This is a genomic window from Luteolibacter sp. Y139, from assembly GCF_038066715.1.
Classification (GTDB): domain Bacteria; phylum Verrucomicrobiota; class Verrucomicrobiia; order Verrucomicrobiales; family Akkermansiaceae; genus Haloferula; species Haloferula soli.
In genome coordinates, this window is the sequence record NZ_JBBUKT010000016.1 from 89374 (window position 1) to 104239 (window position 14866).

The following is a 14866-nucleotide window of genomic DNA, read 5'->3' on the forward strand; positions in this document are numbered from 1 at the left end:
CCGAATGAAATCTCGCTAAGTCGCTCTCCCTCAATCCTCCTCCACATGCTTGCGCAGCCGCACCAGTGCGCGGTCCCAGCCAGCGGAGATGCCACCGAGAAATTCGCGGGCCTGGCGAAGCGGGCTCTCCTCCAGCGTGTAGAGGCGCTCGCGACCTTCCTTGCGCGCGGAAACCACGCCCGCTTCTTCCAAGACTAACAGATGCTTCGTCACCCCCTGCCGCGTTACGGGCAGCCCTTCGCCTAGCTCGCTCACGGAAAGGGGTGAGCGCTCGACGAGGCGATGCACCAGATGAAGCCGCGTGGCATCTCCCAGCGCGGAGAAGACACGCGACATCGCCGGATCGTTGGGACGTGACGGAGGCTTGGGCATCAGGACGCGCTCTCTTTATCAAGATACTTGGCGATGTTCTCCAGTTGCGATTCCCAGCCGCCGGTATTCATCAGGAAGGCACGCTTGCGCCGTGCGGGTGGCACGTTGTCGAAGCCGGACTCCACCACCTTCAAGAGCGTGCCATCGCCTTCGTCGGTGAGGTGGAACTCGACAAGTGTCTTCGGCTCGGTCTCCGGATCGATGCCGGCGTCGATCCCGAAGGGAATCCAGCGAAACGCGAATCGATGCTCGGGTTCGATGGCCTCCACCACGCAGAAGACTTCCGGAAGAACCTTCGCGATCGGTGATGGCGGTAGGCCGAGTTCCTTCAACCATTCATCGATCATCTCCTGCGAGAACTCACCCTTGAAGCGGCCCTTGATGGGCTTGCCCGCTACCCAAGGTCCATCGAGCTCGACGCCGAACCACGCACCGAATTCGCGGCTGTCGGTGATGGCTCGCCACACGCGCGCGCGGGGCGAACGGAGAACGATCTGTTTTTCAATGCGATCGGTAACGTCATTCATGGGCAACTAATAGGTTGCCAAAACGATGCGCCCTCTCCTCCAGAAGCGCAACCGAAAAGTTGCTTTTCCTTTAGGCCCGCCTCAGGCGCGCTTCATGGAGGAGATGCAGTAGCCTGACGGGCAAGGCTCATGGGATCGCGATCCGGACCCGCGCGAATTTCTTCGACGCGCCGCTCGCAGGAATCACCACGGTGATGTCATCGGGATCAGTACCATTTTCCACGACGGTCAGCGCCGGACTGGTGATGGCGCTGGTGGGAACGGTCACCGATGTCCACGGGGTTACGAGATTCGTGGAACTCTCCACGGTGACGGCGTAGGCCTTCGCGGCATCCACGCGCTTGAACTGAAGTACGATGTTTCCCGTAGCATCCAGGCTGCGCGAAATGATGGACGAACTGGCGGCGCTCGCCGGAGAGGTGCCGGTCATGAACTCGATGCCATTCGGCATGCCATCGTGATCAGGATCCGCATCGGGCGAACGGTCCGGCCCGGTGATGCTCGGATAAGTGGCGAGCCACCCATCATAGCCTGCCGGATTCGGAGTGACGGACACTTGGCTCGAGATCGGGGTTTCTTCCCCGCCATTCACCGCGGTCACCACGTAGTAGTAGGGTGTGCCATTGGTCAGGCCGGTATTCACGAAGTTCGTGGACGAGACGTTTCCGACAGTGGTGTAGGAGCTGCCGCTGATGGTCGATCGCTTCACGTTGTAGGAGGCGGCACCGGGAGTCGCCGTCCAGGCCAAGCTCGCCTGTGCATCTCCGGGCGTCGCCACCAGATTCGTCGGCGCGGACATCGTCGGCGCTCCATAGACCGCGAGCTGTGCGTAGCCCACCCAGCCGTTCTCTGAAGTCGGCGTGGTGAAGTCGAACTTCACCGCCGCCACGTTCGTGGCCAGCACGCCGCTGGATGCCGTCAAGGTGGACCGCGTCGTGGACTGCACGCCCGAGGGATTGGTCGGGTTGTAATTGACCGCGCGCAGCGTGATGAAGGTATTCGGCGTGGCGACCTTCGAGTAGGAGACCGTGTAGGCCTGCTGGTCGCGACCGGCATCCGCCCAACCGCCGTGGACCATGATCTTGGTCAACGTATGGCCGTTGGCGTTGGCCGGCAGCGTGTAGATGACCGAGGTTCCGGCGCCATTGCCATTGCCGCAGCTCAGGTAGTTGAAGCTGTTTTCTCCGCCCGTGGTCGGGCTGATCGAAAGGCTGCGAATCGTGGTGAGCGCGGCTGAGTTCTTGCCATTCGAATTGATGCTGAAGTTGCCCGCGGCAGTCGAGGGCGACATGCCACTGATGAGACTGTCATCTGCGGCCAGCTTCCAACTCGGAGTGAAGGTGGTGTTTCCGCCCAGCCCGGTCTGTGCCGCCATCGCGGCGATCACGTTGTTCACGGGAGCAGGTGCAGCAGTGACCGTTAGAGTGGACGCGTTGCTGGTGGCCGTTCCACTCGAATTGGTAGCCTTCAGACGGTAGCTTGCCGTGTCGCTGGTCTGCAGGTTGCTCAGGGTCAGCGTCGGCGTGTTCGCTCCGGCGATGTCGCTGGGGACGCCGCTCACCACCTTCTGCCATTGGTAGGTCAATGGGGTGGCGCCCGTGATCGAAGCGCTGAAGGTCACCTGGCCACCCACAACATCCGCCGCCGTTGCAGGGGAGGTCTGGAGGGTGATGGCGGGCTCCAGCGGCGTGCCATACACGGCGATTTCAGTGTAGCCGACCCAGCCATTTTCAGGCGCAGGCGTAGTGAAATCGAACTTGAGCGCGGCGACGCTGCTGGCGAGCGGGGCCGCGGTGGAGGAAGTCAAGGTGGAGCGGGTCGCGCATTGGACGGCCGCGGGGTTCGCCGGGTTGTTGTTGACCACTGCGAGCGAGATGAAGGTCGTAGGATCAGCGACGGTGGAATACGAGACCGTGTAGGCCTGTTGATCGCGACCGGCATCCGGCCAGCTGCCATGGACCACGATCTTCGAGAGACTGTAGCCAGCCGGCGCGGTGCCGAGATTGTAGGTCACTGATTGGCCCGCGCCTCCACCGGCGCTCACCTGTGTTGCGGTCGCGCCGCCGGAGTTATAGGCCGAGCGGCCCACGCTGCCATCGGTGAGAACGTTGGTGCTATTGGTGAAGTTGCCAGTGCCGATTTCTGACGGTGACTTGGAGGCGATCAGGCTGCCTGGTGCGACTTCCCAGGTCGATGTAAACTGCGGGCTCGCACTGCCGAGACCTGTCTGTGCCGCATGGCTGGTGATCACATCGTTCACCGGCGCTGGCACGCTGGTGACCGTGAGCGTGCTGGTTCCACTCACGGAAACGCCCGCCGTATTGGTGGCCCGGAGGCGGTAGGATCCCGCATCGCCCAGCTGGAGATTGGAAAGCGTCAGTGTCGGCGTGGTTGCACCAGCGATATCGATCGATTGCCCGTCCACGAGCTTCTGCCATTGATAGGTGGTCGGAAGGCCGGTGCTGAAGGCCGCGACGAAACTCACCTCGCTGCCAACCACATCCGTCGCGGTGGCAGGCGAGGTATTGGCGACGAGCGCGGGACCGGGATTGGCCGCGAGCGGCGGGTTGAAGCTGATGCTGTCGATGAAGATCGTGTTGTCGCCACCGTTCAGGTTCGTCCCCGCGAAGGTTAGCGTGTGATACGGCGCCGTGGCGGTGAAGGTCGCCGTGCGGGCCGCGAAGCTGGAAGTCCCGCCCGAGTAAGATTGGACCACTGAGTCATCGATCTTCACATCCCAGGTCTGCTGATTGCCCGAACGCTGCGCGGCCATGTAGGAGATGGTGTAGCTGGTTCCCGGGGTGAAGCCGGTGAAGGTCTGTGACGTGGTGCCGGTGAATTGAACGAAGCCTACCTGTGTGCCTTCCGGAGCAGTGGGACTGCCGAAGGCGCTGCCATTCGACGCAATGCCGGTCGCCGAGAATTTCCACGAGGCACCCGAAGGTGTGTACTGGTACTGGCCACCGCCGAGCGCCGGGGTCTCGAAGCCGAGATTCAGGCTGCTATTGGAAACCGCGAATTCCAATGGCACCGAATCGGCAAAGCTACCGTTGTTAAACAGCACGCGCGCATACGCCGTCTGGAGACCCGCTTTCACATCTCCCCAGGCGCAAGTATATGGCGCATTGGAATCCTGCCCGATCAGCGTCTTCCCGACGAAGAACTGCACCGCATTAATGGCATTGCCATTCGCCGTCACGGATGCCGTGAAGCTGACCGGCGCATTGTTGCCAAAGGCGGCATGATTCGCGGGGCTGGTCAGGGCGACAACGGGAGTCACCGGCAGAAGCGCATCGCTCCGGCTAATGGAGACATTGTCGATGAAGACGGTGCGGTCACCGCCGGAAAGATTGGTGCCGACGAAGGACAGCGTCTGTGTCGCTGCCGATGCCACGAAGTTGGCGGAGTAGCAGGTAAAGCTGTTGCTGCCTGCGGCGTTCGATTGGATCACCGTGTTGCCGATCTTCACGTTCCACGTTTGTCCGCCGAAGCTGCCCGGCCGTTGTGCGGCGAGGTAGCTCAAGGTGTAGGTCTTGCCGGAAGTGAATCCCGAAAGTGTCTGTGTGATCGTTCCGAGATTCTGGACGAAGGCGATCTGGCTGCCATGTGGCGCATTGGGATTGGAGAAGCCACTGCCATTCGCTGCAATGCCGGAGCCATTGCCGGGAGTGCCGCTGAAGGTCCATGATCCTCCCGTAGGATTGTAGCTATAGGCTCCGCCGCCCAAGCCGGGAGTTTCAAAGCTGAAGTTGGGGACCGCCGGACTCGCGACGAGGATCTGCACGTTGTCGATGAAGATCGTATTATCGCCCCCGGCCGTATTCGTGCCAACGAAGGACAAGGTATGGAACGAAGCCGTGGCGGTGAAGGTGTTGGTGCGGATGCCAAAACTTGAGCCACCACCCGAGTTGGACTGGAGGATCGTGTTGTCGAGCTTCACGTCCCAGGTCTGCTGGTTGCCGGGACGCTGCGCTGCCAGATAGGAGATGGTGTAGGTCGTGCCCGGTGTGAAACCCGAGAAGGTCTGCGAGATTGCCCCGGTCGACTGGATGAATGCCGCCTGGTTGCCTTCCGGAACGGTAGGATTGTTGAAGGCGCTGCCGTTCGTGACGAGGCCGGAGCCATTGCCCGCGACGCCGCCGAAGGTCCATCCACCCGTGCTGCCAGTAGGAGTGTATTGATGAGTGCCAGGGCTCAAAATCGGTGACTCGAAGCCACCCGCCACTGACAGCGCGAGGGCGCTGACTTGGGCGGAGGGGTTGCTCTCACCATTCGCGTTCACCGCGGTGACCACGTAGTAGTAGGTCACGCCGTGCGTGAGGTTACCGTCGGAATAATTGCTGGCAGTGACCGTTCCCAAGCTCGTGTAAGGCCCGCCCGGAGTGGTGGAGCGCTTCACATTGTAGCCGGTCGCCCCGTAGCTCGATCCCCAGTCCAGCTCGATCCGCAAGCTGCTGTTGAGCACCGCGGTCAAGCCAGTTGGCACCGGCGCATAGAGTTGATTGACGGCGATGACGACGCGGCGGTTCGTCTCGGTGAGCGTCGCATTGTTCACGTTCGTGATGGTCACGAAGAGCTCGAACTGCGCGGCATAGAGCGCCGGGTTATTGGCCAGCGCCCAGTAGTCCAGCTGCGCGTTGTTCGCCACGGTGACGACGCCGGTGTTGCTGATAGAGAAAGTGCCGCCGGTATTGCCCGAGGTGATCGTATAGACCAGCGGGCTGCTGTTGGGATTGGTGGCGGGCACGTTGCCGACCACTGTGCTGTTAGGCGCGCGCTCGTTCACGCTCAGACGCGTTGGCTGCCGTGCTCCGGCGACAGTGCCGGAGATGGCGTAGTAGCCAAGGCTCGCGTAGTTGGTGAAGCCATTGGTCAGCGGATCGTTCTTGCCGGTGCCGGTGACGCGGAAGGTGTAGGTGCCAGCTGCCAGGGTCGTCGTGATCGTGGACGAGACGTCGTCCTGCGCATTGGCAGTGGCGAGAATCGTTCCCGAGGCATCGGCGAGCGTGGCCATGGTGGCAAGGTCACCCCAATCGCCGGGAGCCACCGGATCCACCTTCAGGTTGATCGCGCCGCCGGTGGTGGTGAATTGAAAGGCGTCCGTGTCGCCGGTGCGCTCGATCACGCCTTCCGCGGATGCCGTGTTGTTCGCCTGGATCTCCAGGTATCGCGACGTGGCCAAGCTGTCGCCCGTGTCGTCGTTCCGGTAGCCGACGTTGTTGTTCGTCGTGGTAATCGTGCTGAGCTCGTCCTGCGGTTGGTTGGCATTCGCATACTCGCCCTTCGCCCAAGTGGTGACCGCTTGGTAATAACCCACTCCCATGATCGGCGCCCATCCGGTCTCACCGCCGCCGTGGCCCCCATAGTATTCCACGCCACCGGTCTGGCCTTGGTGAGCGAGCCCGAGCGTGTGACCCACTTCGTGCGAACCAACTTCCGCCGCTGCCTTGCCCACGTAGTAAACCGACCAACACACGGTGTCGTTGCCCCAGTTCCATGAGCCGAAGTAGGCCACACCCGCTGCCGTGACCGGCGTGGTGGTGAAGCAGCAGCGCTGGCGGCTGGCTGCTGGAGCCGCGAGGAAGACCTTGATGTCGGTCGTCACGTTGATGTTGAAGGGCATGTAGTCCTCCGCCACGCGCTTCCAGATGTCCTTGATCGTGTCGTTGCCGATGTTGGGACGAGCATAGGTGATACCGCCCCAGCTGTTCGTGTAGCCACCGGCGAAGTCTAACAGCATCACCGCCGGTGAACCGGGAAGGGTCTGCAGGGAGATGATCTCGTCATTGTGCTCCGGCACATAGTCCGGCGCCAGATCGGGGCGCAGCGGGGCGATCTGCTCGGCAAGCCACTCCGGATCGGCCTCCTCCATGTTCAAGCAGACCACTTCGTCCTGGCGACGCTTCCACAGCTCGGGCTCGCCATTGGTGCCGGTCGGCTCCACTCGATAGGCGACCTTGCTCGCCGGAAACTCGACCACGCCGACCGCCTTGCCGGCCTTCCCGCCCTCCGGCGGCGTGATGAAGAAGAACTTCCCTTTCTCCGGTGCCGTCAGTTCGCCGGACACGTAGGAGACGACCGCTCCATTGAACTGGACGATCTTGACGACGCCTTGGGCGATGGCTCCGTCTGTTAGCTCGAAGCGAACCGGGTCGCCTTCCTTCGCCTGCTGGAAGCTCTCGATGTAGCGGACATCCCAAGCCCGCTTCGAAGTGCCGGGTCCGTGCAAACTCGCCGCGTAGGGATTGAGTGCGACATTCATTTCGCGGGACGCGGGAGCTGTCGAAGCGGCAGCAGGGGAAGAAACCCCGGCCTCAGCGAGCACAGGAGCAGCCGCTTCCACCGCGGCCGTCATCGTGCCTTCGGCGGCTGGCGCGGACTCCCGCACATTTCTGGCCGTCGTCGGCGATGGGGCAGGGGAATGCTGCTTCCACAGTACGGTTCCAATGCAGAGCGCGAGGAGAAGTGCGGGCCACAGGAGCCGGCGAAAGCCAGGAGATGAGGAAGACACGGGATTTACGGGCGTTGGGTTGGGTGCCTTGGGTCGGCGGCACATGGGCAGACTCGCCCAATCGTCAGCCGTGCCCACACGGACGTGAGCAGTCGGAACGGCCTCGGAATTGGGTTTGGAAGTGTCGTCCCGACCCCGGCTGAGACACCGGTCGCGAGAACGAGCAATGATCTCAGTATCAGAAGAAGCGTGGTCCCGCCTACCTACGGGTTTCTAGAGGGTGGATCGCCCTAGGGGGGCAAATTGCCGTTTCCTTCTCTCCCCGGCGCTCGTAGGAATCCCATGCGATGAAATGGATGCCGAAGTTCCTGTTCCTAGCCGCCGCCCTTTTGGCGGGGGAGGTCCGTGCCGAAGATGAAGCGAAGGACGGCACCTGGGCGCTCGCCTATTTCCGGCAGCGCTATCCGACACGGGTCGAGGTCGATGCGAATGGAAAAGTCCACGATGTCCCCCTGCCGGACCCCATGAGCGTGGAGCAGTTGCATTTCGCGCTGAGCACGGATGGCCGGCACTGGACGCCGCTGGCGGGGAATGAGCCGGTATGGACTCAACAGCTTCGCGATCCCTTCATCCACCGCGCTCCCGACGGCGTGTGGCACCTGATGGGAACCGGTCGCGCTGCCGGTGACCAACGAAGGGGCCACGGGCCGGTGTGTCTCCACGCGACCTCGCGCGATCTGATCACCTGGGACACCGTCGAATCGCTGCCATTGATGGACGGCGTCAGTGACAAGGATGGAAGGCGGCCCCGCAATATCTGGGCGCCCGAGTGGTTCTTCGACGCAAAGGCCGGCGAGTTCTTCGTCTTCTGGTCCTCCAGCTTCGAGGACGCGGGCTGGAAGGACAGTCGGCTTTGGTTCTCCCGGACCAAGGACTGGAAAACTTTCACGCCCGCGAAGGTGCTGTTCGATCCCGACTACTCGGTCATTGATGGCACGCTCCGCGAGGTCGATGGGACCTACTACCTCTTCCACAAGGAAGAGGAATTCGGCGAACGCACCGGTGAGCGCCGCGCCATCCGGCTCGCCACCTCGAAGAACATCGAGGGACCGTATGAGATCCTGCAAGGCCCGCTCAACAAGGGCCAGATCGTTCCGACGATCACCGAAGGCTGCTCGATCATGCCCGACCCGAGCGGCTCCGGCTGGCTCCTGCTCTACGACTACTGCATGACGAATCGGTTCGGCGCCTCTTCCTCGCTCGACCTGAAGGATTGGAAGGTGGTGGATGACGTGAAGTTCCCGCCCGATGCCCGGCACGGCAGCGCTTTCCAGCTGAAGCCTGAAGAGGCAGAGCGGCTAAAGAAACAATTCCCATCGCCTGCGGAAGGGAAGTGACCGGGTGCTGCCGCGTTTTTCCTTTGCCGGATCAGCATATCTGCGGAGTTTGCCAGCGCTCCGCCGATCTTCTCCATGAACGATTCCCCGATTATCCAAGCCCGTGGTGTGGCGAAGCGCTTCGGGGACTTCGAGGCGCTTGCGGCGCTGGATCTCGAGGTGAGGAAAGGCCAATGCGTCGGTCTGCTAGGCCCGAATGGAGCGGGCAAGTCCACGTTTATCGGTTGCCTCTATGGTGTGGTCGCGCGAACCGGCGGATCGCTGGAAGTCTTCGGCCTCGATCCCGCGAAGCAGGCGCGCGATATCAAGCGCCGCATCGGCGTGGTGCCACAGGAGAATGCCTTGGATGAAGGCCTGACCGTGTTGGAAAACATGCGGATCTACGCAGGCTTCAGTGAAGTCCCCCGCAAGACCGCCGATCCCCGGATCGCCGAGCTGCTCTCCTACATGATGCTGGACGCCAAGCGCGACGCGACGATCAAAACGCTCTCCGGGGGCATGAAGCGCCGCCTCACCTTCGTTCGCGCGCTGCTCGCCGATCCCGAGCTGCTGATCCTCGATGAACCGACCACCGGTCTCGATCCCTCGGTGCGGCACCTGCTCTGGGAAAAGGTCATCGAGCTGCGTGACAAGGGAAAGACCATCCTCGTCACCACCCACTACATGCACGAGGCCGAAGTGCTCTGCGACCAGATCGTGATCCTCGATCGCGGCAAGGTGGTAGGCACCGGGGCGCCGAAAGAATTGATCGAACGCGAAGCTCCCGGCTTCGTCGGCATCTTCCCGCCCCACACGGACGAGGCGATCAAGCCACACCTCGATCCCTCTTGGGTGCTCTTCCATCAGGGCCGGCAATGCTGCGTGAGGGCCCCACGGTTCGACGATCTGTTAGAACTGCAGCGCGCCTCCGGCCAGACCGCCTTGCAAATGCGTCCCGCCAATCTCGAGGACGTGTATCTCAAACTCACCGGCAGCGAACTCAGCGACGATGAATGACCGTCTCCCAAGCCTCCGCCTGAGCTGGCAAGTGGTCATCCGGAACTGGATGGTCTACCGGAAGGATTTCCTCGCGAACATCTCACCGACGCTGGCGGACCCGGCGCTGATCCTGGGCTCGCTGGGCATGGGGCTGTCTGGCTACGTCGGGAGGATCGATGACATGAGCTACGCGCAATTCCTCGCGCCTGGCATGATCGCGACCACGGCCCTGTTCACCGCGTTCTTCGAGAGCAGCTACGGCTTCTATGTGCGCATGACCTTCGAGTCGGTATTCAAGGCGATGCTCACCACGCCCATCGGCGTGAACGAAGTGGTCACGGGCGAGTTCATGTGGGTCTTCGTCCGGGCCGCCCTGATGGGTCTCGGGGTGGCGTTGGTGCTGCTGGCGTTCGGCCTGCTGCCGAATCCCCTGGCGATCATGATTTGTCCGCTGATCGGAGGGGTCTTGGCGTTGCCGTGCGCCGCCATCGGGCTGCTGGCCTCGGCGTGGGTTCGGAACATCAATCAATTCCAGACCGTCTACTCCTTCCTCATCGCGCCGATCTTTTACCTGTCCGGAGTGTTCTTCCCCGTTCCTTCGAATTCATTCCTCGGCCACCTCGTGCAGTGGTCGCCCTTTTATCACGGGGTGAAGCTGATCCAGTTCACGGTCTGGGGAAAGGCGGACTGGAGTGCGGTTCTTTGGCACGCGGGCTTGCTCGGCTTCTTCGCCATCCTGCTCTGTGGCCTGTCGTTCCGGTTCATCGGCCGCAAGCTCACCACGTGACCCGGGCCTACCAGCACGGCGTTGGTGCTCGTCACTCCGAGCGCTCGCGGATGATCCGGTAGAGTTCGAGGTAGGCAGGCGAGTCGATGATCTTGAACTCCGGCTTGCTGCTGCCGGCGGTCATGATGGTGACGTTGCCGTTCTTGAACATTTTGTTCACCGGGCCCTGGCTTTGCTGGATGCTATCGACGCGATCGAGGATGATGCTCGATTCGCGGCGATACAGGACTCCCCAGCTGCTGACGATGCGGGTGGCCTCGATCCGATAGCGCCAGCGCTTTGTCTGAACGATCGTGAAGGGAAGAGTGATCGGCAGCAGCACGATGAACGGAACCAGAAGGATGCTCAGCAGGACGAGCTTCAGGACGGCATTGGCGACCGAGCGCGGTGCTTCTAACAAAACCTCCAGCGGCTCGGCGGGGGTTGCTTCTGGAACGGGATCGACCCGGCCGCAGAGAATGTCATCAAGCAGCAGTGCGGTCTCCCGGACATTCGCAAGGTAGGACGTGGAGAAGGAACAGGGACGCATGACCTTCTGCGCCTTTTTGTACCTCTCGGGGACGGATTGCTGATACTCTTCTTCACCCGCCACGAAGATCTGGAAAGTGCCTTGTTCACCGCCGGGATAGCGGGTGGTCACGGTACGCTTGAGGTTGCTGTAGCGCGCCATGTAGAAGCGCTTGGCGATGATCCCGGTCTCGGCTTCCACGTGATGGTCGTGGAAGCGGAGTCGTTGGCGGGATGCGGCCAGTTTCGAATAGATGCCGGCGCCCGCAAAGAGGAGCACGGGCAGCGCGAAGAGGTAGTAGAGCACAGGATCGATCTCCATCGCCACGAAGACGATGATCGCGGAGATCACCAGCAGGAGGGGGATGAACTTGATCTGGGCACGCAGCCACGTGAAGAGGCCGAAGGATGCGAGCACTTCGCAGGGCTCGGCCGACGGGGTGGGAATGCCGGCCTGCCGCAACAAGGCCGTCACATCGAGCTGGCTGGCGCTCACGTGGGCAAATTCGATGGGCAGCCCCGAACCAATCGACCAGAACTTGATCGTCAAGGTGCCGAACATGCGGTCCCACAGGTTCTGTTTGACCACCACGCCGGTGATCTTGTCATAGGCAAACTCGCGGTCGGTCAGGGTGAGGAAGCGATAAGCGTGGCGCACCGAGCCCGGACGCACCGAGTACTGCGTGGACATCAGCTTGATGCCGGTTTGAATCATCGCCGCGAGCCAGAGCGGAACGAGCGGGATCAGGAGCAAGAGCGGAACCAGCGCCCTGCCCGCGTGCATCCCGAGCTCTGCCACCATCGCTTCGCCGGCTGGCACCGCTTCGGGCTCGCTGCGCCGCGGCCGGGCGTGTGAGGCGAGGGCCTGCTTTGCCGCGGGCTTTTTCTTCTCGCGAGCGAGAACTACCAACTGATCGATTGCCGCCGAGAGCGCTGCGCCCTGCCGGAGGCGGCGGAACTTGATATCCTTGCTGCTGCCCTGGCAGCTCACCTGGACGTCGTAGAGACCGAAGAGCCGGTCGATGAAGGTGCAATTGGTGGTCGCGTCCGCGATGTTCTCGTAAGGGATGAAGGCGTTGTGACGCGTGAGAAAGCCTTCGTCGTAGACGACCATGTCATTGAAGACGCGGTAGGTCCGCCTCCGGAAATCGAGGAAGCGGACGATGACAAATGCCAGCAGACCGAGGACCACGAAACCGAGAAGTCCCAGGGCGATGGCGTCAAATTCAGGGGACTTGGCCGCTTGACTCGCGCCTGAGATCATGAGGCCCACGTAGACGAGCCCCAAGATCGTTCCGAAGAACATGCCCAGGCATTCGACGATGACGCCGATGATCGCAGGTTTGTCTTCGAAGAAGAGCTGCTGCTGGGTGAGATCGTAGCCATTCCGTTTCATCCGTTCCCGCACGCCGGCATAGATGGCTTCAGGCTCGGCGATGGCGCGCATGACCACGGGGTGGGAATTGCCGGCCGTCTCCACGATGACATTGCCCACGCCGTAGAACTTGTAGCGCAGCCACGGCAGCTTGAGCTTCACGTGGGTGATATTGCGGATCTCCAGCTCGGTTGTCTGGTCGCTCGCCAGGCCACCGCGATGGCAGATCACCCGGGAATCATGCAGTTCGTAGCGCTCCTTCCGGTAAGCCGCGAGACTGGCGATCACGCTGACGATGCATCCCACGATGAACACCGCCAGCCCGGGCCACGGAGGATTCTCCGAGCCGATCAGGATCACCACGGTCACCACCGCGAGAAGGAGCGAAATCATCGTCCCAACCATGATCCGGGGAGCGACGAACGAACCCTTCCGCGGCTTCAGCTCCAAGGCGGGCATGGACGAGGGAGCCGGTTCATCAAAGGCCACGCTCTCCCGCACGGGCTCCACGGCATTTGTTAGAGTCGCCGCAGAAGCAGCCTCGGCCAATGGCGCAGCGACAGGAACGGGAGGCGGAGCCACTACAGGCGCGGCCGCCCGCGCCGCCATCAGCTGATCCGCGATCTGCTCCGCGGGGACCCAATCCGGATATCCATGGCTCCAGACCAAGGTCTGCGGTCCCACTTCGCCCCGGCTGGCCAAGGCGCTGAGATCCTCAATGGTCACCGGCCCCACCCGTTCCCCATTCTTCGAGCCGTAGAACCAAGCCTGTTGCTCTCGCGCGGACATAATTAATACAACTTAAATATATCGCCCGTATCAGGGAGGCACGGAAAATCGTCCGCCCGGTGAGTGGCAGCCTCGTTAGATTGGGACGCCCGGCATTGCAATTTACCCAGACCATTCAGATTGATTGACTTCTGACGATCGGTCGCTCATTGAAGGCCTCCGATGAGCACCCTTCGTCCCTCCCGACTTTCGAAGACCCTTGCCCTGGTTCCGCCCGCGATGGCCCTCGTGGCTCAGCATGCGAGCGGCGCCTTCGATGCCTTCATCAAGCTCGGCGACACGATCGCCGGCGAGTCGACCGCTCAGAATCACATCGACTGGATCGAGCTGAAGGATGTGAGCTGGCAGGTCAGCCGCACCATCACGGGGACCGGCGCTTCGCGCACTGCGTCCACGCCGGCTGTTTCGGAGCTGACCATCACGAAAACCCTGGATCGTGCATCCACTGGAATCTTTCTCAATGCGGTGGGTCCGGTCAACGGCGCGATTCCCACGGTGACGATGGAATTGGTGGACTCCCACGCCACTGGCAACAATGGCATCTTCTATCGCCTCACGCTGTCGAACGTGATGGTGTCCAGCCAGAAGAACTCCTCACCACAAGGAGCCGACCATCCGACTGAAACGGTCACGCTGAACTTCACGAAGATCAAAGTCGAATACTGGTACAAGGATCTGGACGGTGTGCTGCATCAGGGGACGACGGTGCAGTTTGACATGGCAAAGGGGACCGCTTCCTGATCTTGCCATGCGCTGCCATCGGGCATCATTTGTTACGGCGTTGGCCCTGCCCGGCACCCTCATCGGGCTGAGCCTGGCCCGGGCTTCCGCAGCCCCGGCGGCGTGGCTGGATTTTGCAGGGACCGTTCCCGGTGAATCGACCGATCCGCGCCACACGGGGTGGATCGATATCGATGGCTTTGGTGTGGATACCAACCGGACCATTTCGGGCGGCTCGGCGACACCACCGCAAGTCAGCGAGATCGTCCTGACCAAGAGCCTCGACCGGGCATCGACTCCGCTGTTCCTCGCGGCGGTGGGTGGCACCGCAGCCTATCCGCTGGTGACGCTGGATTTGAACTACGGCGTCAACAGGCCGGTGGCCCGGCTGGAATTCGCAAACGTGCTTATCAGGACCCAATCCTTTCAAGCGCCGGAAGGTGCGGACCGAGCGGTGGAAACGATCGCGCTGAATTTCACCAAGATCACCTACTACTACGTGCTGCCGGACACAACGACCGCCTTCACGTCCTATGACATGGTCAAGGGCAAGGTGACTTCCGGCATCGAAGGCACGACGAATCCCGACAGTGACAACGACGGCATGCCCGATGCCTGGGAGACCACCTATGGCCTGAACGTGGGCGTGAATGACGCCGCGGGTGATGCCGATGGCGATGGCCTGAGCAATCTCGATGAATACCAGCTCGGCACGAATCCCAAAGCCGGGACGTCCTTCTTCAAGGCGACGCTTTCCGCCGTGCCGGCCACGCCCGGGAGCTATCAGCTGACGTGGAATAGCGTGGTCGGGAAAGCATACGTCATCGAGTGGTCGCCGAATCTCACCACGGCTTTCACGGCCGTTCGCACGGTCACGGCAAGCTCGACCACCAGCACGGAAACGCTGACAAATGCAGGCCCCATCGGCTTCTACCGGGTGCGTCCCCAATAGCGTAATGTATT

General features: G+C 62.0%; 9 protein-coding genes. 5 read left to right on the forward strand and 4 right to left on the reverse strand.

Annotation, left to right across the window (positions count from 1 at the left end):
• Positions 1 to 30: 30 nt before the first annotated feature.
• The 3 genes from WKV53_RS26870 to WKV53_RS26880 all read right to left on the reverse strand — a co-directional run bounded on the left by WKV53_RS26870 (position 31) and on the right by WKV53_RS26880 (position 7161).
• Positions 31 to 372 carry an ArsR/SmtB family transcription factor gene (locus WKV53_RS26870; RefSeq protein ID WP_341407935.1) on the reverse strand — a complete coding sequence of 114 codons (342 nt, stop codon included), beginning with the start codon at positions 370 to 372 and terminating at the stop codon, positions 31 to 33.
• A complete protein-coding gene (locus WKV53_RS26875) occupies positions 372 to 899 on the reverse strand; it encodes an SRPBCC family protein (protein WP_341407936.1) in 528 nt (175 codons plus the stop codon). The genes WKV53_RS26870 and WKV53_RS26875 overlap by 1 nt, the downstream gene beginning before the upstream one ends.
• Positions 900 to 1026: 127 nt before the next feature.
• Complete coding sequence (locus WKV53_RS26880) at positions 1027 to 7161, reverse strand: beta strand repeat-containing protein (RefSeq protein ID WP_341407937.1); 6135 nt, start codon at positions 7159 to 7161, stop codon at positions 1027 to 1029.
• Positions 7162 to 7697: 536 nt separating this feature from the next.
• Between WKV53_RS26880 and WKV53_RS26885 the strand changes: the two genes are divergently transcribed.
• The 3 genes from WKV53_RS26885 (at position 7698) to WKV53_RS26895 (ending at position 10512) form a co-directional block, all read left to right on the forward strand.
• Complete coding sequence (locus WKV53_RS26885; RefSeq protein ID WP_341407938.1) at positions 7698 to 8747, forward strand: glycoside hydrolase family 43 protein; 1050 nt, start codon at positions 7698 to 7700, stop codon at positions 8745 to 8747.
• 75 nt (positions 8748 to 8822) lie between these two features.
• Entirely contained in the window at positions 8823 to 9743 is a 921-nt protein-coding gene (locus WKV53_RS26890) for an ABC transporter ATP-binding protein (RefSeq protein WP_341407939.1), read from the forward strand.
• Positions 9736 to 10512 (forward strand): ABC transporter permease, encoded by a 777-nt coding sequence (locus tag WKV53_RS26895; protein ID WP_341407940.1) that lies wholly within the window; start codon positions 9736 to 9738, stop codon positions 10510 to 10512. The genes WKV53_RS26890 and WKV53_RS26895 overlap by 8 nt, the downstream gene beginning before the upstream one ends.
• 31 nt (positions 10513 to 10543) lie before the next feature.
• On the opposite strand, the gene WKV53_RS26900 is transcribed toward WKV53_RS26895, so the two are convergent.
• The gene (locus WKV53_RS26900) at positions 10544 to 13183 is read right to left on the reverse strand and encodes a PH domain-containing protein (protein WP_341407941.1); all 2640 of its coding nucleotides are present in this window, start codon (positions 13181 to 13183) and stop codon (positions 10544 to 10546) included.
• A gap of 162 nt (positions 13184 to 13345) precedes the next feature.
• On the opposite strand from WKV53_RS26900, the gene WKV53_RS26905 reads away from it, so the two are divergent.
• A complete protein-coding gene (locus WKV53_RS26905; protein ID WP_341407942.1) occupies positions 13346 to 13924 on the forward strand; it encodes an Hcp family type VI secretion system effector in 579 nt (192 codons plus the stop codon).
• Between the two features lie 7 nt (positions 13925 to 13931).
• On the forward strand, positions 13932 to 14855 hold the full coding sequence (locus WKV53_RS26910; protein ID WP_341407943.1) for a type VI secretion system tube protein Hcp: 924 nt from the start codon (positions 13932 to 13934) through the stop codon (positions 14853 to 14855).
• Positions 14856 to 14866: the final 11 nt, after the last annotated feature.

Bases quoted from the DNA above. Each gene is read 5' to 3' on its own strand.
- WKV53_RS26870 (WP_341407935.1), bottom strand. From the start codon at position 372: ATGCCCAAGCCTCCGTCACGTCCCAACGATCCGGCGATGTCGCGTGTC.
- WKV53_RS26875 (WP_341407936.1), bottom strand. From the start codon at position 899: ATGAATGACGTTACCGATCGCATTGAAAAACAGATCGTTCTCCGTTCG.
- WKV53_RS26880 (WP_341407937.1), bottom strand. From the start codon at position 7,161: ATGAATGTCGCACTCAATCCCTACGCGGCGAGTTTGCACGGACCCGGC.
- WKV53_RS26885 (WP_341407938.1), top strand. From the start codon at position 7,698: ATGAAATGGATGCCGAAGTTCCTGTTCCTAGCCGCCGCCCTTTTGGCG.
- WKV53_RS26890 (WP_341407939.1), top strand. From the start codon at position 8,823: ATGAACGATTCCCCGATTATCCAAGCCCGTGGTGTGGCGAAGCGCTTC.
- WKV53_RS26895 (WP_341407940.1), top strand. From the start codon at position 9,736: ATGAATGACCGTCTCCCAAGCCTCCGCCTGAGCTGGCAAGTGGTCATC.
- WKV53_RS26900 (WP_341407941.1), bottom strand. From the start codon at position 13,183: ATGTCCGCGCGAGAGCAACAGGCTTGGTTCTACGGCTCGAAGAATGGG.
- WKV53_RS26905 (WP_341407942.1), top strand. From the start codon at position 13,346: ATGAGCACCCTTCGTCCCTCCCGACTTTCGAAGACCCTTGCCCTGGTT.
- WKV53_RS26910 (WP_341407943.1), top strand. From the start codon at position 13,932: ATGCGCTGCCATCGGGCATCATTTGTTACGGCGTTGGCCCTGCCCGGC.